The sequence below is a fragment of the Pseudomonadota bacterium genome, from assembly GCA_039033415.1.
GTDB lineage: Bacteria > Pseudomonadota > Gammaproteobacteria > Xanthomonadales > SZUA-38 > JANQOZ01.
In genome coordinates, this window is the sequence record JBCCCR010000021.1 from 89,075 (window position 1) to 109,111 (window position 20,037).

The following is a 20,037-nucleotide window of genomic DNA, read 5'->3' on the forward strand; positions in this document are numbered from 1 at the left end:
CCAAATTTTTGCTGCAGCGTTTACGGGTATCGCGCCGCTCATCCGTACCTCCAGTAAGCGGCGCGCCTGTGCGCCAGCAGCCAGGAGATTTGTGTGGTCAGATTCGCCCAGTCCATTGCTCTTATCGTTGTCTTTGCTGTCTGCGCTCTGCCCGGCAGCGTCGCCCTAGCTCAGAGTTCCGAATCCTTTCGTTTTTCGATTCCGGCCCAGCCGCTTAAACAGGCGCTTGTTGCGTTTAGTGGGGTCACCCGAATGCAGGTTGCCGCTGACGCTGCCCTGGTTCGCGACCGCACAAGCCGCCGCGTCGAGGGTGAACTTACCGCCGAGCAGGCGTTGCGTCAGCTGATCGGCGGCACGTCACTTCAGCTGGTGGAGGTCAACGGCACCAGCTTTGCGTTACGTGCTGACGCCGCCAAGCCAAGTGCCCCCGAGCCACTTGCGCAGCGTACCCTTGAGGAGCTGACCGTTTACGGCACCAAGCAAAACCTTTCAGTGCAGGATACGCAGACCTCAGTGGCTCTCTATACCGCGGAAAGCTTCGACCGGCAGGTGGCGTTCGACCTCGACGACCTCGTGAACCGGACGCCGAACGTATCGTCGTCGGGCCGACCTTTTGATCTCACGATCCGCGGCGTCGGCCGACGGGGCGCCACGGGTCAGGGTGGTGTGACTTCCAACGTGTACGCGGACGGCGCGCCGCTGGTCAATCGCAGTATCGGCGGGCTTGATAGCCTCTGGGACATCGATCAGGTGGAAATTCTGCGGGGGCCTCAATCGACAACTCAGGGGCGCAACGCGCTGTCGGGTGCGGTGCTGATTCGCAGCAAGGATCCCAGCTATGAATGGGAAGCGGCCGGTCGCGTGCGGGGCGCCGAACTCGGTCAGCGTCAGTATTCTGCAATGGTTAACGTGCCGCTGGTCGACGAGCAGCTGGCGTTCCGGCTGGCGCTGGATCGGCAGGAATTTGAAGGCGATATTCGCTTCCAGAGTACCGGTACCCGCTCTTCGGAAACCACCGGCGACACCCTGCGCGCCAAGCTGCTGATCGAGCCCGATGCTATTGCGGACCTTCGCCTGGACATTCAGGCGGAGTTTGTCGATACCGAGCAGCGGGGGAATCAAGGTCTGGGGACTCAGGTGCCGGTGACCGACCCGGCGTTCCAATCCTTTGATCCATTCGGCGGCATCAACCTGCTGGACCCGAATGTGACGGACACGGAGTCCACGCGCTATATCGTTGACGCCAGCTACGAGCTGTCGGAGCGCTGGTCGCTGGTCGCCCTGGCAACCCACGAATCCTCCGAGAGTACGGATATCGCTGGCAGCAGCCTGTTCCCCGATCTTTTTATCACCGACCGAAATACCGTCATTGACAACGACGCGAGCTCGTTTGAATTTCGCGCAAACTTCAGCGATGAACGGCTTTCAGGCTGGATCGGGGCCTACTACTACGAAGAGGATTCGGTAGGCTCCGGGTTTTTCGAGTTCCCGCTCACGGCGCTGGGTATACCTGCAGATCCGCCGGGCTCGATCGCCAATTTGGCCGTCGACTTTGCCACGTTTACGGATAACTGGGCGCTGTTTGGCGAGGCCACCTTTGACTACAGCGACCGCTGGGCGTTTTCGGTGGGGCTGCGCTACGATCGGGAGACGATTGAGGACACTGGCGTTAGAACCACCCCGACCATTACGCCGCCGAATTGTACGATTCCAGCCTTCGGCGGTGCCCCGTGCAGCTTTGTGTTTCCGCCCTCGGACGAGCCGCTGCGCGAAACAACCTTCGACGCGTTTCTCCCACGCGCCGCCGCCGTTTACACGATCGATGATGATCAGTCGATTTCGTTTGCGGTGGCCAGAGGCTATCGGGCGGGAAGATCCTTCCTGTTTATTAGACCCGATGGCCCGCAGCTCGGAGAAGTGGACCCGGAGTACATCACCAACTACGAGGTCGCTTACCGGTCACAGTGGCTGGATCGTCGCCTGACGTTAAACGCTAATGTGTTCTTTACGGACTGGCAGGACCAGCAGGTCTCATTGCCCACCGTGACGGCGGGCTTTGCCTCTGCAGAACTGGTTAATGCCGGTGAATCGGAGCTATACGGTCTGGAGCTCGATCTCAACTTTGATCTCAACGATGAGTGGTCATTGTTCGCCAGCCTGGGGCTCCTCGAAACCGAGTACACGTCATTCCCGTTTGCCGTCGACCCGGACGGTAATCCCATTAACACCGATGATCCAAGCCTCGCTGATTTTGCCGGCAATGAGTTTGCATTTGCGCCGTCCTATCAATTCTCCGCAGGGTTCAGCTACGAAAATGCGCGGGGCTTTTTTGCCGCGGCCAACGTCAACGTAACGCCCGAGCAGTTCTCCGACGTGGCGAACCTAGCTATCAACGAAAGTGACGACATCACGCTGGCTAACCTGCGCTTCGGTTACCGAGCCGATCGATTCACCGTAGCGGCATACGTGACCAATCTGCTCGACGAAGAGGCGATTCAGAGCCGCACGCTGGTGAATGCCGATGCGGCCAGCGGAACCGCTTTACCGATCGGTACGCCAAGTTTTCAAATCCTCCGGCCACGGCTTGCGGGGATCCAGCTGGACGTCAGGTTTTAAGGTCAGAGGCGAATCTGAACCAGCGCGCCCGCCAAAGCGCACCAAAACGGTCACCTCAGAATCGTGCGCCAAACAGGACGCCACTGGTTCGCGGCGCGCTGAAGCTGACCGTCTGTCCGTCCCAATGGACAGTTCATCCCTCATGCCTCGGACTAGGAAGTCAATAAACCAAAAATCAATCTCGTTACCCTAAGTCTGCGAAGCGGGCTTGCTGAGCCTTTCCACGACCAATCCCGTTGTCGGCGCAAATGAGAACCAATATAATTTGCGTTTGCCTGTAAACCGGAGATTACCGGGTGGACGACTCGATCGATGAGTCCCTGCAGCTGCTTGCGGACACGTCATTCCGTGGCTACGTGCGGAAGCTTGTCAGATTCTCTGATCGCGCTGATGACGTGCTGCAGACTGTTGCGGAGAAGCTGCTCACCCGCGGCGGCGGGGTGCGTGATCCGCGCCGTTTTCTTCTCAGTGCTGCCCGCAATACCGTCATTGACGAATTTCGATCCAGCGAAAGACGGGACGCGCGGGAGCAGGATTATGCTGATGTATCGCCCGCAACCAGCGATGAACCAGAAGCCGCCTGCGAGTCGAAACAGTTCCTGGAATCGCTTGACGCTGCGCTTGGCGAGCTCCCGCTGCTGACGCAGAGTCTGTTTTCCGCGCACTATATCCAGGGTTACACGCAGCAGGACCTGGCGAGCGAGCACGACCTCCATCTGTCAACGGTCGAGAAGCATCTGCGTCGCGCTCGCAGGCACTGCTTCAGCTGTCTTTCTACCGATCCCATCTAATTGCCAGCTGCGCATGGTGGCGTTTGCCCCTGTGACCCGTGTACCGTAAAAGACATCGTCGCTTGAGCGAACCCATGGGCGCACCGAATACGATCGAGGATGAGGCGCTGGCTCTTTTGGAGCAGAGCGCTCACCTTCCTGACGAACAACGCGAGCAGCTCTTTGAGAGCTTCGCTGCGGGGTCCGACGCCCACGCAAAGGCACTGCGATCGGCACAGCGCTACGTGCGCATGCTCTCGCAGACTGACCCGCGCCCTTTCAGCAAGCAAGAAAAGCGCTCGATTCGGCGTCAGGTGCGAATCGCGCGCATGACCGAACCTCGCCGCTGGGTCCCCGTTGCGGGGGTCCTTGCTCTGCTTACGGCATGGCTTGTGACGTTGAATGACCAGCGGGTGCCGTCAGGCGCGGAATCGGTTGTTGCCACTCCCGCCACTCCAGCCGTCAACTACGAAACCGGCCGATACCATCGTGAGATCAAGCTCAGCGACGGTTCGACGCTCTGGCTGGATTGGCACAGCCAGATTTCGGTCTCCATGCAGGAAGGCAAAAGGCGGCTTACGTTCCATCGGGGCCGCGCCGCGTTCTCCGTAGCACCGGATACGAGGCAACCTTTTGAGGTGAGCGCGGGCGGACTGACTACGCGAGTCACAGGCACGCAGTTTGAGGTCGACCTGCGCCGGTCGGAGCGGCCGGCCATTTCTGTGGTCGAAGGGTCTGTCGAAGTCAGCTTCGAGTCTCAAACGCTCGCCCTCCACGCCAGGGACTACGTGGTGCTGCAGGGACGCGACCTCGAGCTCAGCGCAAGTACTTTTCGGGACGAACTCTCCGGCTGGCGAGACGGCAGGCTGGTGCTGCGTAACGTCAGCCTGAGTGAGGCGATTGCGACTCTCCAGCATTACAGCCGATTTACGGTTGACACCTCCAGGCTGGCGCACCTTCCTGCGCGAGTCTCGGGAACCTATTTTGTCGAACGGGCGGATGATGGTTTGTTCACCCTGTTTGAAACCCACCGCCTGATGGTCGAGCAGAAGGGTGCGACGCTCGTACTCAGGCCACCGCGCCTGCGGCCCCCGGGAGCGTTATAACGCCCAGCGTCCGGGTTTTTCCTGACCGTGCCGTCTGTCCGAAAGGCGGGGCCGACTATTCCCGTCAGTTCAAGATGACGGAGTCAAAATGATAAGCAAAATCTGCCGGGGACGGGCATTTCTCATCATGCTGCTGGTTGTAGCCATTGGCCTTGCAAACACCGCAGCCTACGCAGCCGATAGCGAGGCCGTCGCGATAGCGCTCGAGCCGCAGTCGCTGGAGCAGGCGCTCGAGCAGTTCGCTGCGCAGACACGGCGGCAGGTCACTGTCGACCCAGCGGCGGTGCGGGGCCTGCAAAGTCCGCGGGTGGTCGGGACGATGACACCCGAAGCTGCGTTGGCCGCGCTGCTCGCGGGCACGGGCCTGGAGGTTGTGCAGATCAACGGCGCGGATTTTGCGCTCCGTGCTGGCAGCGGGGGTCGGCCTGGAGATGGCCGAGAAGAGGCGGTCGAGCTCGAGGAGGTGCGCGTGGTCGGTCACTACCGCGACTACGACGCGACGCGGGGCGACAGCTTTCAACTCGGGTTGGACCTTTTGCGAACGCCCGCGGCGGTGAGCGTGATCAGTCAGGACCTGCTCCAGGATCTCCAGGTCAACAACGTAGACGAGGCGCTGCGAAACGTGGCCGGCCTCACCCGCTTCAAGACCGGCAATGGGGGCGAAGAGCGACTGACCATCCGGGGCTTTGGGGCGTCGCTGTTCAAAGACGGCATGCGGAGCAACAACGGGACAAACCAGACCAACGTGCCGTCTACCGAGCCCGGAAACCTTGAGCGTATCGAGGTGCTCAAGGGACCTTCCGCGCTGCTGTATGGACGCGGTGGCCCCGGCGGCGTGGTCAACTACACCACCAAGCGCCCGGAATTTGAGCGTTCCTCCACGCTGGAACTGCTCGCCGGCAGCTATGACTTCTACAAGGCCGAGTTCGACACCACCGGCGCCTTTTCCGAAGGCAGTCCCTGGGCATACCGGCTTGTGACCATCTACGAAAACTCCGAGAGCTTTCGCGATGAGGTGTCGCGTGAGCGTCTGTTGATCAACCCAAGTATCTCCTGGACGGGGGACCGGGGAAGCCTGGTCGCAGGCGTCGAGTACATCGACGACGACTACACACAGGACCGTGGCCAGGTGCTCGATGGCGATCTTTTTGGCGGCTATTTCTACAGTGAGCGCCAGGCCATTGATCAGTTCTACGGCATACCCGGTTTCAATGATCAGTCGGTCTCCGAGGCGACGCGGGGCTACCTGATGGCAGACTGGCAGTTTTCCGATGCCTGGCGTATCGATGCAACGGTAGCTCGAATCGAAAACGACAAGGAGCTCTTCGACACGAATGCGGGAATCGCTACCCCGACCTTCGGTTTTATCGGAACGGAAACGTTGGGGATTAACAATACCGCTCTGATCTCCGCTAACAGGACGGAAGCGACGGGAGAAACTACACAGCTCTCGGTCCGTAATTTTATCGACCTCGAGGGCCCGGGCGGCGTGGAACATCGGATCCTGGCGTCGCTGACCTACGAGGCCTATGAGCAGGATGGTCGGGGTTTTGGCAGCACCGATACCGTGTTTTTTAACGTGGTGGATCGCACCTATGCCGTAAACAATCCGTTTGCTCCGGTAGATAATCCGGCAGACCTGCTGACGCTCGTTGAAACCGGCTTTGGCATTGCGTCCGACTTCGACGAGCTGGGTATCAACGTCCTCGACTACATCACGCTCAACGATAATTGGGCCATCCTCGCCGGCTTCCGGTACTCAGACTTTACCGACGACCTCCAGAATTTCGAGGATGATGATCTCAGCTTCCGTGGCGGGGTGGTTTATACCTTCAACGACACGCTCTCGACCTATCTCAGCTATGCCGAGGGCTACACCTCCTCGGGCGGTCGACTCGATCTCAACGAAGAGGTCATCGACCCGACCACGTCAACGTCCTGGGAACTCGGCGTAAAGTGGCAGCCTTACGGCGACGAGCTGCTGGTCACCGGCACGCTGTTCAGCGTTACCGAGGAAGGTGTCGCGTTTCTTGCTAACCCGCTCGCGCCGCCGGCACAGCAGCGCTTTGGCAATATCGGCGAGTATGAAACTCAGGGATTAGAGCTCGAAGTTGTCGGGCGCATCAACGATCGCTGGCGGATTCAGGCGGGCTATGCCTATCTCGACAACGAGATCATCGATGGCGGCACCACGCTGGTGTTCGGGCCGCTGCAGTTCGGGTTCGACCCGGGCAACCGCTTCGGTGGTATCGCCGAACACAACGTCAACTTTGCCTCGTTTTACGAGGTGCCGGTTGCGGGTGGCTTACTGGGCTTTGGCGGCAGCGCCTACTACCAGGATGACGTTTTTATCAGTGCCGAGAACGTCGGAGTCTACGATAGCTGGGTTGAGGTGGGCCTGATGAGCTACTTCCGCAAAGGGCAGTGGAAGGTTCAGCTCAATGTCAACAACGTCTTCGACGAGGAATACAACCTGACGCAAGCCGGCGCGACGCCGGACGCTTTTGCGGCTTTTCGGGTAGGCACTTCGGTGCCGCGTACGGTCATTGCGTCGGTGGCCTACGAGTTTTAAAGGGGCTGCAGTGTGCGGTCGACTTTGCCAACCACAAGCGTTCGCATTGTCCGACCGTTACTCGCTCAGGCGAATGTGGACCAGTGAGGCCGCCAACGCCGAACGGATTGGCGGGATCTTGCCGAGCAGCCAATAAAAACGAGTCCTCTGGGGGAAGGGCTCGGCGTAAGTCTGTAGTTTCAGGATTTTGTGGCCGAGTGTTTGAACAAAGCCCTGCAGATCGTCGTAGGAAATGCCCCACGGCATCGGCGGGGCGGTGTATTGGTTTGTGACCTCAAATCCCGCCATGGTTTTCCGGGAAAAGAACGGCGGGATCGTGTCGAAAAACACCTCCGCGCCCGGAAAACGCTCGCCGAGTCGAGTCAACAACTCCACCACCTGTGCCTCGGTGAAGTACATCAGCAGCCCGAGTGCCGTGATAAATGGTGGATGGGTCACTTCGATCGACGTCATCCAGCGTTCGTCCAGCGCCGAGCAGGAGACCGCCGTTTCGGTGTCGTCCGGTGGCAGCAGTTGCTGGCGCACCTCCTGGGACTCTGGCACGTCAACGCTGTACCAACGCAATCGATTATCGCCGACTCGCAGTCGCTGACTGTCTAGTCCCTCACCAAGGGCTATAACGGTCCCGTCGGTACCTGCTCGATCGCGGTACGCTCGAATCAGTTCGTCGCACACGCGAGCTCGGATCGGGTGGAATACCGAGGGTCGACCAAAATGCCCGGGAAAATCGAAGTCGATACGGCGAACAAGGTCTGTCGACCAGGGGTCGTCGAGGAGAGGCTTGGCTCGTTCGTTTTCAACGGCGCGATTCCAAAGCGGCCAGAGCAGCGTCTCGGGAACGCCTGCGAGCTTAAGCTGAACGGTGTCGGGCGCCTTTGTCATGTGGGCTGTCCTCCTGTGTGTTCACCGGCCGTCTGGTGCGAGGCTGATTCAATTCGAAGGAGCGAGGCCCCAGTTGCCCGCCAGCCCTGGCGTCGGCTGGCGGGTTCCTGGACCTGGCTGAAACCGCCGGAGGCGGAACCGGATCAGTCATTTCCGGTTTTTCTGGAGACAGTCATCGATGTGCCGTTCGAATAGGTTCATCATACCCACCATGAAACGGTAAAGCAAATGATTATTATTAGCATTACGTAGTCTTGCAAGCGATCAAATCACTGCCAAGCACTAAGGGGCGGAGAAGTCTGGCAGTACCTCTTCGCAACATGGATCGACCGGAATCTCATCTTGGTCAGCAAGGACACCTTAGGCATAGCAGGCACACGATCGTGCGGTTTGCCTAGGCGGGCGTTAGGTAAAGGCCTCGCGGTTTTCAGCTAAATGACTGCGAATGGCATGCACACCGAAGCTTTGAGAACGCAAACAACCCGGCTGGATGAGAATATCGGCTAGCTGGAAGACGCCATCAGCGAGGACTTAACTTGTCGCAGGTCTCAGACTCGTGTACACCAATTTTGTGTCAATTACGCTTTCTTTCTTAGTCGTTTGGCCTAGTGTCACAGTCATTGGGTGCCGCTAAACGATCGGTTTCGGATAAGTTTTCAGGCTAAAACTCGCGTGTTGGTTAATCTACCAATTGAGCTATGCCGGCGTGAGTGAAATGACGATGGGCCGTCGCGGCCTGTCCAGAGGCTAACGACGGTTTTCTGTCGGGGTAGACGTTCGAAGAACGTCAGAGGATCCCGGCATCAGGATTCGGCGGTGGCCTGCTGGCCCTCGCTCCGGTTTGTTAGGCCGGTCGCCAGGGTGATGGCAAAACCGGCCAGACCCAGCAGCGCGAGCCAGATGAAGATGGCTTTTGCGAGGTGCATAGCCGCGACCAGTGGGGCCGCTGAGGCGAATGCTAGCGCCCACCCCGCCACGCTGCGGCCGTTGCCGGCCAGCAGCTTAGCCGCCACCAGCATCATCCCGAGTGACAGGACGGACCAGATCATTAGCTTGTGCTCGCTTCCGGGTAGGCCAGGTCGCCGCTGAGGCCCGATGATGGGTTGACGCTTTGACGGGTTTCACTCTTCCGCAGCGGACGTTGCGAGGGTAGTTTCAGCGCGATCAACACGAGGGCCGCGCCAAGCAGCAAAAGTCCAAGGTCGACGCCAGCCGTCACCCAATGGCCGCCGGAAAAGACGTTTAAGAGGTGGTTGCCGGTCACAAATCCGTTGGCAAGCGGGACCAATGCAGCGGCCGCGCCCGTCAGTCCTAAGAGTTCCCGGGTTGTCTGATAGTCGTTCGTTCGCAGCATGGACCAGGCAATCGCCAGCACCCAGCTTCCAAAAAAGGTGCCCATAAGCCAGGTTTGTGTGGACGCTACTTTGGGCAGCACAAACAGCTGTAGATGGAACAACAGCACGGTCGCGAGCACCACGCCGCAGCAGGCGCCAACGGTGAAGCGGCTGATGCGTCGGTAGCTAGCAACCGATAGCGATCCGGAGCTGCCGTGCACGCGGCGCTCCACCCAAATCATCGATCCCGATACCGCCAGCAGGGCGGTTCCTAGGCCCAGGACAAACCAGATGAGCTTCACCACCGTGCCGCCGAAATTGCCGAAGTGGATCGGAAACATGGCGTCGAGGATCGGGCCCGCAGCCCCGCCTAGCTGAGAGAACTGGGAAGTGACGCTCTCAAGCACGGTTCCATTTAGCTGATACCGATGGGTCTCGCCCCCGATGCCGTCGCCGGCGAGCGTGTAGACGTGTGCGACGCCCGCCTGGTCGGTGCCCGTCAGGAGCTGTGCGCTTACGATTGGGCCATTCTCCGGCTGATCGACTGCGCTCAGGACCTCCGCGATTTTGAGCTCCGCGGGAATGCCACTTTTTTCGGGTTCGTTTAGCGGAAGGTAAGTCTCGACCATCTTGTCCAGGTCGCCCTCAAAGGACACGTAGGCGGCGGCCGGCAGCAACAGCACAACCGCTAGACCCAGAAAGGCTCCGGTGAAGGCAATGGCGCTGTTGAAAACCAGGCCCCACACGCCAAGCACTTTGTGCGAGTCGGTAAACAGCAGCCGCAGACTTCGGAAGGGTCTGAACGTAAAGGCTTCTTTGAGCACCTTTCGGTGCGTGATGACGCCGGTCACAATCGAGGCGAACAGCGTTAGTCCCAGCAGCCCGGTCAGCAGCAGTCCAATTGGATTGCCAAGATGGAGGTCCGCATGAAACGTGATGATGAAGTCGGCCAGATCTTTTTGTTCGCCTTCAAAGACCTCACGCGGCTCGCCCTCCAGCCGGTCGACGAGTTTATAGGTCTTCGGGTCGTGGTCGAACCGAATGATGTGGTGTTCGGTTCGACCGTCGGCGGTTTCGACCTCCCGGTCGAACTGCACGGAAAGTACGGGTCTGCGCCGAACGCCAGGCATCAGAACCTGGATGTTGTCGAGATAGGCCTCTGGAACGGTTGCCGCGTCCTCCCGCAAGATCTGTTCGATGCGCTGCGGGTCAAGCTCTGCTGGAACGTGCGAAACCTCATGTGCCCAGGTTTTGATCTCCGGTCTGCCGAAAACCGAAACTGCTCCCGTGAACGCAATGATAAAGATCAGTACTGCCGTTATCGCGCCCACCCAGCTGTGGACCGCGTAAAAGCGTTTGGTGGTATCTCGCTGCACGGTTAGAGCACTCCAACGCCGGATAAGATCAAACCTAAATGTAAGCCGGAAAGGGCGAATAAGCCCAGCCAGGCTCGCCACATTTTCTGCTCAAAGAGCACCCAAAGAAAGATGAGCAGCCATGTCACGGGGAACAAGACAATCGGTACTACCACGCTGCTTGCCTGACTGAAGGGCACATAAACCGGCATGGCGGTGGTAATCAGCACCGCCGTGATCAGTACCCCCAGCGTCGCGGCCAGCACGCGGCTGACCGGCCTCGGAAACAGCGTGTCCTGGCTCACTGGAAGAACATCTGCAGCAGCACACCAAACTCACGCGGGTTACCTGGCGTCACGAAGCGGCCGCCGTTGGGATCGGTGAAGTCGGACTGCAGATAAAACTCATCGGTGAGGTTCCGCGCGTAGAGCATGACGTCAAACTTGTCGACCTGGTAGCGCACGTTGGCGTTGACGATGGTGCGCGCGTCCAGCTCGATGGTGTTCTGGATGTCATTCCACATCTCGTCCTGGTAGTTGATATTCCCGGAAACGGAGATCTGATCGGTGAGGAACCAGGTGCCGCCAAGCGATGCCGTCAGGTTGGGCGAGAGGGCAAACTCGTTGCCGGAAAGATCTTGCTCATTATCAATGAACTGCGTGAACTCGGTCTCGGAGCGCCCGATGGTGGCAAACACGGAGACGTCTTCGTTGACGGTGTAGCGGCCTTCCAGCTCGAGGCCATAAATCTCCGACTCACCCGCGTTCACCGTGATGCAAGACAGTGGGCCAAGCGGGCAGGAAGCAACCTGCTGGTCGGTCCAGTCACCGTAGTAAGCGTTGGCATTGAGCACCAGGTCACCATCCAGCCAGGTGGAGCGCAGAGATACTTCGAAGTTGTCGAGGTATTCAGGCTCGTGGTTGGCGATCTCTCCGGTCAGGGACACGTCGGATCCGCCTGCCCGATAACCGCGCTTGAAGAAGGCGCTGACCGACACATCGTCGTTGACTGCGTAAGTGGCGCCCAGCTGGGGCAGGAAAGCCGTGTAGTCGGTATTCAGGGTTGGGTTGTCGGTGGGGATCAGGAATCCCTCGAGCAGGCCGTTGACCTGGGCCACTCCCGCCTGCACCACGGGCCCTAAGCCTGGCTGAATCATCTCAGCGAGCGCGCCGGACGCGACCGGATCGGGAAGCGCGCTGCCGGGCGCCAGCGAGTTGAGGTTGTTTGCCAGATTGTCCTGCTCTTCGTAGTCATAACGAAAGCCAGCGGACAGCGTCCAGTCTTGGTTAAGGCTGTAGTCCCATTCGGTGAAAAACGCAGCGTTCGACTTGTTGTTCTCGGCAGGGATAAACGCGTCGATCTCAAGAATTGGTGGGTAGAAGGGCAGGAGGGACGCGGGCACACCGAGATCTGCGGGCGCCAGGTTCACCAGGCCGAGCGTATCGTTCTTTACGTCAACGTCTGTGTACCAGAAGCCGGCGACGCCGTTCAGTCGATCTCCTTCGTAGGTAAAGCGTAGCTCCTGCGACCAATTTTCTTCCGTTCCGACCCGACCGCGAAACGCGTTTCCGCCGCCGGCGCTCTCGTCGTCGTCGTCGAACCGGTCGTATTCACCGTCAAGAATCGCCGTGACCGACTGGATCGACCAGCGATCGTTGAGCTGGTAGTCCACCGTTAAGGATCCGGACCAGGCCTCAAAATCTTCGAACGCCTGGAGGTTGGCGCGATTGACTCGGTCCTCGAGATCGTCGTTTAGATCGGCGCGGTAAATCTGCTGACCGCGTTCGGTCTGCGCATACTGCGCAATCACCCCGATACTCAAGTTCTCAGAGGGGGTGATCAGATACCGGCCGCGAAAAGTCTGGTTGTCGCGCTCGTCGAAGTTTTCGACCGGGATGGTGATGTTTTCGGTAAAGCCGTCGGTCTGGAAGGTCTCAGCCGTGAATCGAAAAGCGGAGTTTTCGGTGAGCGGCACGTTCACCATGCCCTCAAATCCCAGCTTCCCGAAGTCGCCAGCCTCCAGTCGGATCGCTGAGTCGAACTCGGTCGGGTCTGGCGCCCGGGAGGTCATCACCACCGCGCCGATCAGCGCGTTGCGGCCGACGTTGGTGGATTGGGGGCCTCGCAGAATTTCGACTTGTTCGATATCCCACAGCCCCCGAGGGCCAAATCTGCGCGCAAAGCCGGTTTGCGCAACGCCGTCATAAAATAGGCTGCCCAGTTCGCCGCTGCCGCCTCCTGTAGAGGCTGAACTGGCGGAGACACCTCGAATGCCAAAGTCTTCGCCGTTGAAAAGCTCAAACGCATTCGCAGTCTGATTGAACAGCTCGCGAAGATCGAACAGCCGCTGTGACTGGATAAAATCTTGGTCGAAGACCGCAACGCTCTCCTTGGTGTCCTGAATGGAGCGCTTGATCTTCTGACCTTCGACGATAATTTCCTCGAGCTCTACGTTGGCTTCCTGAGCGCCAGCAACGGCGGCAAAGCCCAGACAGAGAGACGCGAAGCCAAAGCTGCGCGATTTGGACATGTAAATCCCCTTCACTTGTTAGTTCACCGGACGGTGTCGACCGCGTTGCGAAGATTATTAAAAATCATTCTCATTATAAACACGGATTTTTACCTAGGAACTAATGCAACGATCAGGAATTTCTGTTGTCACTGCGGCGCGAGCTCTTATCGCTGCCTCGGCCGCGTCTTTCGCACTATCTTTCGTGAAACCCTCATTGTAAATAGCAATCATTCTCATTATTATTGAAGGCCTTAATAGGGAGATGAACGAATGCGAGTAATCAGCGCCACGACTGACACCAACGACCTTTTTTCAGTCGGTCCGTGTCTCGACCATCAGGCTGCCCTGGGCACAGGCGGCAAAATGCTGCTGTGGGGCACGAGGGTCATGATCAGCGCTGCCGAGAACAACCGCTGCTATCGGGCCGAGGTAGAGCAGGTGTTCTTCAAAGCGGGTATCCCGGAGATTCTAGTGTCGTGGCAGGACGCGCTGGCAACGGTGGCCCTAGGGGCCAGTCGGCAGGTTATGGTCGGAGAGGTTGAGCGTGGTTCACTTACCCAGGATGAGCAACGTCTTCTTTGGCCGGTTGCTCGACTGCAGCAATACCCTAACCAGTGTGCCTGTCGGCCCATCCGGGAAATCTGCCATGGTGATGCCGTTCGTTCGATCATGTGTCGACTAAACAGAATGTCTTCGCTGCTGCTGACGAAAGACCTTTACGTGGCCAACTTTCAGCAGCCCCACAGCGTTTCCTTGGCCCTACACTGAGACCATTCCCGGCAGCTCCCGCTCCCAAACTTGCACCGGCCTGCCCAAACACTACAAGCTCACTGCAAGACGTATTCAACTGCCCATAGCCACATGACAGCCTCGGTACTTTTGCTAGTGGGATTCTGATCGGAAACGTCGTCGACGTGCGCGACCTCGAAAGAACAGAAGCAGGCCGACAATGGCCACGTAGGTCAACGCCAGCGCAACGACGAGGAGTAACGCTCGATGTCCAACCCACCCGGTTTTGCCAGCGTGGAGCGGATAAAGCGTGTTGTAGACCGAAGGTCCGAGCCCTGTTTGCGTCGCGTCGATAACCTCAAGAACCTCTCCGCTTGTCGGGTGAAGGACAAGGTACGAACGGCCGTTGGGGTGCAGCTCCCCAGCGTTTCTCAGCCGAAGAACCACCGGCCGATCTTTCTGGGAGGGCAGGCTGACATAGCGAAGGGTTGCGGAGGGCAGATGCGTTCGGGATGCGCTCAGGAGCCGATCCCACGCCACAGGGCCCGCTTCAGCGGCAAGCGTTCGGACGGTAGGTCGAGTGTTCACAGCGCTTCCCAATACCCGGCCCAGCAACGCTTCACTCTCCTGATGGAACACGATCGCTGCGCCTGACAGCGCCAGGAACGTCACCAGGACACTGATCAGTAAACCCTGGGCAGCGTGTGAGTTCATGAGCGAGAGCTGGGTGCCTTTGGGCAGCAATCGACGCAGGCGCAGCACGCGTCGGCGAGGCCACCAGATCCAGACGCCGGTCACCAGGAGTCCGGTCACCGTCAACCCTAAAATACCCACCAGCGTGTGTCCGAAATCGCCGGCAAACAAATCCACGTGAAGCTCAAAGATCACTGCGGGGAGTCGTCCTAGCGGACCAAACGTGTCGATCAGCGAGCCATCAGCGATCGAGTGATAAGCCTGGTCACCGCCTTTGAGATAAAGGTGATAGACGGGCAGCCCAGGGCGGGGCATGCCCAGCGTCTGCACGGGCCCGGGCGCCTGAGCCAGGACTGCCTGGATCACCGTGGCGTCCGGTTTTGTCGACCCCTGGTTGTTCCGGATTGAGGGGTATCGCCACTGGCTGTATTCGTCAGACCATAACAAGAGGGCGCCACTGCCCGCTGATAACACGATAAACAAGGCCAGCGTCACGCCAACCCAGCGATGGAGCCACCGCACTAGAAGCTGGTGCGCCAGCTCAACGAAAGCGTGCGGCCGACGCCGGCAAAAAAGGTATCGGCACGCGCACCGGTTTCGACCTGCGAGAAATACGTTTCATACTCTTTGTCGAACAGGTTCTCGATCGCGAGCCCAAAGCGACCGTACCGCGTCTCCCACGTTGCGAAAGCATCGAAAATGGTAAAACCATCGAAGTCTCTGTTAACCGGTGCGCCGGGCCCGCTAAAGTCTCGGTCGTCCAGCACCGATGCCTGGATTCGCAGATTGATCGCGTCGCCGATCGGACCCTCCGCGTAGAGGTTCAGCCGATTGGGCGCGATGTTGATCCCGTCGAGGTCGCTGTCCACTCGCCCATCGCCGTCCGAATCGAACCGCCCATCCAGATTGGCGTAGTTGCCGCCGGCGTACCAGGCGCCGCCGATCGGTACGTCGACAGCAACTTCGATGCCATCGATTTCGGTGCGGAGGCGCTGCACTTCGAAGATACCCGCGTCGTTGAGGAGAAGCCTCGAGCCGTTGTCGGCCTCTGAGTCATAAGCCGCGATGCTTGCGCGCCAGGCGCCGTTGTCGAACTCCAGGCCGATCTCACGGTTGTCGGTCACGATCGGCTCGACGGTCAGCAATGAGTCAACGTCCAGCCCGGGCACGTTGATTCCTCGGAGAACGCGTCCAGCGTCCGGCATCGTAAACCCTTCGCTGAACGATCCGTAGACGTTCCAGTACTCGGCAAACCGCCAGATCACCCCGGCGTTTGGCAGCGTCTCGGAGAAATCCGGCGCGCCGCCCCGCACAAACGTGCTGTTGGCCGCAGCGATGGTCGTGAAGTCGTCAACCTTTAGCTCGGCGTCCTCATGGCGAAGCCCGGCAACGACAGTGACCGCGTCACCTGCCGCCCAGGTCCCTTGTACGAAGGGCGCCAAAGTCTCAAACCGGGTCTCCGGCACCCACTCCCGGCCGCTGCGCGTCAGCACCTGAGCCGAGTCATCGCGGAAATAGTCCAGTCCAAGCGCAACGCTCGAACCCTGGGCGCCGACGGGCCGGTTCCAGGTCAGGCGCAGGCCGTTTTTGTCTGACACCACCGCCGACTGATCGAGGAACGGGGCACCGTCGGGCGTGAGACGGAAAAACCCGCCGAAGGTACCGCCTTCAAATCTGGCCTCGTAAGACTGGTCGAACAGCTGCGCCGTCAGGCTGCCGCCCAGCAGTGATCGATGACGATAGGTGAGTGAGGCGGTGGTTACATCGTTGCGCGCCGGATCGCCGACGAGCGCTGATGGATCACCCGCCTCGGTGCTGGTGAACCGCCCAGTGCTCCGGTCGCCTAGGACCACGCGAAAATCGCCATTACGCTCGAGATCAAAATCATTGATCATGAAGGTGAGATCCGACTCATCGCTGATGCGCCAGGCGCCTTTGAAAAACAGGCCTAAAGAGGTTGAGTCCATGATGTCGCCCTGCGTTGGATACAGGCCAACTTCGTCCCCGTTGCCATCAAAAAACAGGCCACGCTCGTGGAGTGCGATGCCGGCAACCAAATCGAAGTCGCCGATGCGTCTTCCGGTCAGCGCGCTGACTTTATAGCTGAGCCCGTCAGAATCGCCGTTGTCCGGTGCGGTAACCCGGGCGTTGAGTGTGGTCTCCCAGCGCTCGTTGGACCGCGGCGAGCGGGTGACCATCTGTACTACGCCCCCGGTGGCGCCAACGCCCTGAATGGCATTCGATCCGTTAATTACCTCGATGCGTTCAATAAAATCGAGATCGATGGTGTGACCGTCCCGACTGCCGTCCCTCAGGGCGTTGTGCTGCGGTACGCCGTCAATCAGGTAGAGCGGATTTCGGCCTCGAAGCGATTCTGCTCGGCCGGTGAGTTTGCGCAGGCTTGGGCCAAAACTGGGGATGGTTTGTTCAAGGACGCTGGCGAGGTCGTCACTGATCTGGGCCTGCGCGTCGATTGCTGCGCGGTCCAGCACGATAACCGTACCCGGTATGGCGCTGGCCGGCTGTTCGAGGCGGGTCGCAGTGATGACCACCGGCTCGATCTCCGCCGGCTCCTCGCCTTCCTGAGCATAGGTGCAGGGCGCACAAACGATAGCGATAAGGCCAAGGGTCAGCGGTGTTTTCATCCCGGTGTCTCCGATTTTTGAGCAGGTCTGTGCCTTGTTGCGGCAAGGGCGGAGCCACCATCGGCCACACGATAGCGGCCCCGCCGGTCTCGACTGCCGCTGAATCCCAATCACCGGGGGTAGGGGTCCGGTCGTTAGTCCAGAAGCATCAATTACAAATGATAATGATTCGTATTATTGATCGCAATAGGCAAAACACCGGATTTCTTTTCTCGAACAGATTGGGGTTGCCCCGTTTGTTCGGCGAATACGTCGCTACGGTGCTGGAGGGGTAGTTGGGTGAGAGTCAGAGATGCATGCCAGCGCCGTGGTTAGACTCTCGGCGAGCAGGCGCCTGCACCATGATGGAAGGAGGGCAGGGATGATCGGTAGTGAAGCCGAACCCGACCGGACGGCTATTCCTCTTCGGCTGCGGTTGTGTCCTCGGCCGGGCTTTCTTCGGTTCTGGTCGTTTCGAAACTTTGTTGCAGGAGCGGCGTCTCAGGTTCAGGCCGAACTCTCGTTGCCTCACCCATTTCGGGCAGTCGCGTGGCTGAAACCTCGATCATGGTCAGTTCCATCTTTTCCAGCGACTGAGCATCGTCCGTAGAAACCTGAAGGGAGGGATCCCTAGCGCCGAGGTCGGAAAGGTCGGTTTCTTCGTCTTTGGCAGGTTTTAGCTTTTCCAGCGGCGCCATCGGATCGTTCAGCATCTCTACTGAGTCACTGTCGATGCCCGGGTCAGCCGGGTCGCCGTCGTCGCCCGGCGGAGGCTCGGGTTTAGCGTTCGCCTCTTTGCCGGGCCCTGCGATGGCGTCGGCGATCGCCTCTTCCTCGCTGGCCTGGCTACCGATGTGGTACGCAGCGAATCCCGGCATCACCACCTGGTTAACCGCCATCCCCAGGATGCGTCCGGTGAACGGAGCGGTCAGCACGGTTTGGTCGTTGCGAATGGGGTCGGTCACGGTCCCGAGTATCTGACCTTTTTTGACCAGCTCGCCAAGCTCAATCTGGCTGAACAGAATGCCGCCACTGTTAGCCCGAACCCACACGGAATCGTAGAACGCTGGCTGCGGCTCCCCGAATAATCGGAACCGCGGCGCCATAGACATGCGGTTCAACAGCGATTGAATAGCCTCGACGCTCGCGTCAACCGACGACTTGTTGAAGCGGCTGGCTTCGCCGGCCTCCAGCGTGACCGCCGGGATTCCCACGTCGGTGGCCGCTCGTCGCAGCGACCCTTTGGGCCCAGCGCCATGTAGCACCGCGATGGCGCCGAACTGCCGGCTGAAGTCCGCCACCGACTTAACCGTCAGGTCAGCTCGGAGCTGGGGCAGGTTAATGCGCTGAAAGCTTCCGGTGTGCATATCCACCAGGGCCGAGCAGCGGGTGACGATCGTGTCAAACACCGCCTTGGCGAAGCGCGATGCCAGCGAGCCGCTGCTGCTGCCTGGAAAAAACCGATTGAGATCCCGGCGATCGGGCAGATAGCGCGAGCCGCGGAGATAGCCCGAAGCGTTCACGATCGGCACGCCGATGACCGTGCCGGCAAGGTCAGCCGGCTTGATGTCGAAAAGAATTTGCCTGACTACCTCAACGCCGTTGAGCTCGTCGCCATGCACGGCGGCCGTTAGGCAAAGAACCGGTCCGGGCCGCTGGCCGTGGGCCACAAGAATCGGTGTCGGGATGGCGACCGCACCCATGGTCGCTTCGATCTGCCAGTTGAGCTGCCTGCGCTCGCCGGCGGGTATCAGCTGGCCGAGCAGCTCAAACGGCTCGCCGGCAACCGTTGCTGCTACGCTTTCAAAGCCTGCAGGCCCGAGCAGCGCTGCCGGCGGCAATTCCGTCAGCTGCCTCTCGTTAGCTGCCGCCCCGCCTACCATGGCCATCAGCAGTGCCAGCAGGCACGCCTGGGGTGTCCTCATCGTATTTCCCTGCTTTGGGCCACCCTCGGTGGCCTCCCCCGACCGGCGCAAGACGAACGCTCGCCCCGGCACACTTCTTCTATTTCATAGTACGGCCGGCGATCAGCCGACTAAAGCGGAACCAGTCTGGTCGGCGCAATTCGGCCGCTGAGCTGCGTCTTTAGCGAGCAAATACGAGGGCGGGCGCTGGCGCGATAGGTAGCCCAGAGTGCTCATAACAGCTGCTAGGCGCCCTTCGCCTCCTCGTCCGCTTCAGCATCGTCACCCTCGTCACCGTCATCCTCATCTTCCAGGATAGGACCGTCGAGGCCCTTGTCGCGTCGGGTCAACGCGCGTGCCGTTTCCCGATCCAGCTTTTCGATTCGATCGATGACATACGGGAAACCGTCGACTTCAATCCGATCAAAGCGCGCATAAATGTGGTTATTGTCGTAGCGGAAAACGATCCGATCGTTGTTGCCTAGCCCCGGCGCCTTGCGGGCCAGCGTGAGCAGGTAGGGTCGGAATGGGCTCACGTAGAGGATCAGCCGCTGGTTGTCGACAACCGACCAGCTGGAGATGTTCGGTACCCAAAGCTTTTTAAGCGGTTCACCATAAACCGCCTGATTACGCTGACCGGCGTCACCGATCACCTGGTCTGTTTTGGGCCCTGAGCGCTTGGGACTCTCGCTCGATCCAATCACCATGTCCATGCCAGCGGCTTCAGCCTTCGTCGCGGCGTCGTCCGAAGCGTTGCTTTCCTGGGCCGTCACGGCAGCCGTGGCCAGCACACTGGTGATTAATAATATCAATGACTTGCGCATAACCCGCTCCTTACTAATGGGGCGCCTGAGTGATATCAGACCATAAGTGGCGAGCAAAATTCATCACGCCCTGCGGTCGATTCAGCCACCGTTCAGACTCGGCCCGCCAGGACCGT

14 protein-coding genes are annotated in these 20,037 nt (G+C 59.5%); 5 read left to right on the forward strand and 9 right to left on the reverse strand.

Translation table 11 applies throughout. The annotated features are described in order from the left end of the window. The first annotated feature begins 93 nt into the window (after window positions 1-93). The 4 genes from AAF358_17350 to AAF358_17365 all read left to right on the forward strand — a co-directional run bounded on the left by AAF358_17350 (window position 94) and on the right by AAF358_17365 (window position 7,064). On the forward strand, window positions 94-2,616 hold the full coding sequence (locus AAF358_17350; protein ID MEM7707328.1) for a TonB-dependent receptor: 2,523 nt from the start codon (window positions 94-96) through the stop codon (window positions 2,614-2,616). Window positions 2,617-2,912: 296 nt separating this feature from the next. Then, window positions 2,913-3,407 carry an RNA polymerase sigma factor gene (locus AAF358_17355; GenBank protein ID MEM7707329.1) on the forward strand — a complete coding sequence of 165 codons (495 nt, stop codon included), beginning with the start codon at window positions 2,913-2,915 and terminating at the stop codon, window positions 3,405-3,407. Window positions 3,408-3,469: 62 nt separating this feature from the next. Then, window positions 3,470-4,492, forward strand: coding sequence for a FecR domain-containing protein (locus AAF358_17360; GenBank protein MEM7707330.1), 1,023 nt, complete (start codon window positions 3,470-3,472; stop codon window positions 4,490-4,492). Window positions 4,493-4,580: 88 nt separating this feature from the next. Further along, window positions 4,581-7,064: a TonB-dependent receptor gene (locus AAF358_17365; protein ID MEM7707331.1), complete on the forward strand. Its 2,484-nt coding sequence runs from the start codon at window positions 4,581-4,583 to the stop codon at window positions 7,062-7,064. A gap of 57 nt (window positions 7,065-7,121) precedes the next feature. Here the strand turns inward: AAF358_17365 and AAF358_17370 are convergent, their stop codons facing one another. The 5 genes from AAF358_17370 to AAF358_17390 form a co-directional block, all read right to left on the reverse strand. Further along, the gene (locus AAF358_17370) at window positions 7,122-7,946 is read right to left on the reverse strand and encodes a class I SAM-dependent methyltransferase (protein MEM7707332.1); all 825 of its coding nucleotides are present in this window, start codon (window positions 7,944-7,946) and stop codon (window positions 7,122-7,124) included. 803 nt (window positions 7,947-8,749) lie between these two features. Continuing rightward, on the reverse strand, window positions 8,750-8,995 hold the full coding sequence (locus AAF358_17375; GenBank protein ID MEM7707333.1) for a hypothetical protein: 246 nt from the start codon (window positions 8,993-8,995) through the stop codon (window positions 8,750-8,752). Next, window positions 8,995-10,656, reverse strand: coding sequence for a PepSY-associated TM helix domain-containing protein (locus AAF358_17380; GenBank protein ID MEM7707334.1), 1,662 nt, complete (start codon window positions 10,654-10,656; stop codon window positions 8,995-8,997). The genes AAF358_17375 and AAF358_17380 overlap by 1 nt, the downstream gene beginning before the upstream one ends. 2 nt (window positions 10,657-10,658) lie before the next feature. Further along, the gene (locus tag AAF358_17385) at window positions 10,659-10,940 is read right to left on the reverse strand and encodes a hypothetical protein (GenBank protein MEM7707335.1); all 282 of its coding nucleotides are present in this window, start codon (window positions 10,938-10,940) and stop codon (window positions 10,659-10,661) included. Then, window positions 10,937-13,165, reverse strand: a complete 2,229-nt coding sequence (locus tag AAF358_17390) for a TonB-dependent receptor (GenBank protein MEM7707336.1) — start codon at window positions 13,163-13,165, stop codon at window positions 10,937-10,939. The genes AAF358_17385 and AAF358_17390 overlap by 4 nt, the downstream gene beginning before the upstream one ends. A gap of 252 nt (window positions 13,166-13,417) precedes the next feature. Here AAF358_17390 and AAF358_17395 point away from each other — a divergent pair, with 252 nt between their 5' ends. Further along, entirely contained in the window at window positions 13,418-13,915 is a 498-nt protein-coding gene (locus AAF358_17395; GenBank protein ID MEM7707337.1) for a hypothetical protein, read from the forward strand. Between the two features lie 114 nt (window positions 13,916-14,029). Here the strand turns inward: AAF358_17395 and AAF358_17400 are convergent, their stop codons facing one another. From AAF358_17400 to AAF358_17415, 4 genes are all read right to left on the reverse strand, one after another. Next, window positions 14,030-15,091, reverse strand: a complete 1,062-nt coding sequence (locus tag AAF358_17400) for a PepSY-associated TM helix domain-containing protein (protein ID MEM7707338.1) — start codon at window positions 15,089-15,091, stop codon at window positions 14,030-14,032. Next, window positions 15,091-17,214, reverse strand: coding sequence for a TonB-dependent receptor (locus tag AAF358_17405; protein MEM7707339.1), 2,124 nt, complete (start codon window positions 17,212-17,214; stop codon window positions 15,091-15,093). Before AAF358_17405 ends, AAF358_17400 begins: the two co-directional genes overlap by 1 nt. A 395-nt stretch (window positions 17,215-17,609) precedes the next feature. Further along, entirely contained in the window at window positions 17,610-19,118 is a 1,509-nt protein-coding gene (locus AAF358_17410; GenBank protein MEM7707340.1) for a succinylglutamate desuccinylase/aspartoacylase family protein, read from the reverse strand. A 224-nt stretch (window positions 19,119-19,342) separates the two neighbouring features. Next, window positions 19,343-19,921, reverse strand: coding sequence for a DUF6491 family protein (locus AAF358_17415; protein ID MEM7707341.1), 579 nt, complete (start codon window positions 19,919-19,921; stop codon window positions 19,343-19,345). Window positions 19,922-20,037: the final 116 nt, after the last annotated feature.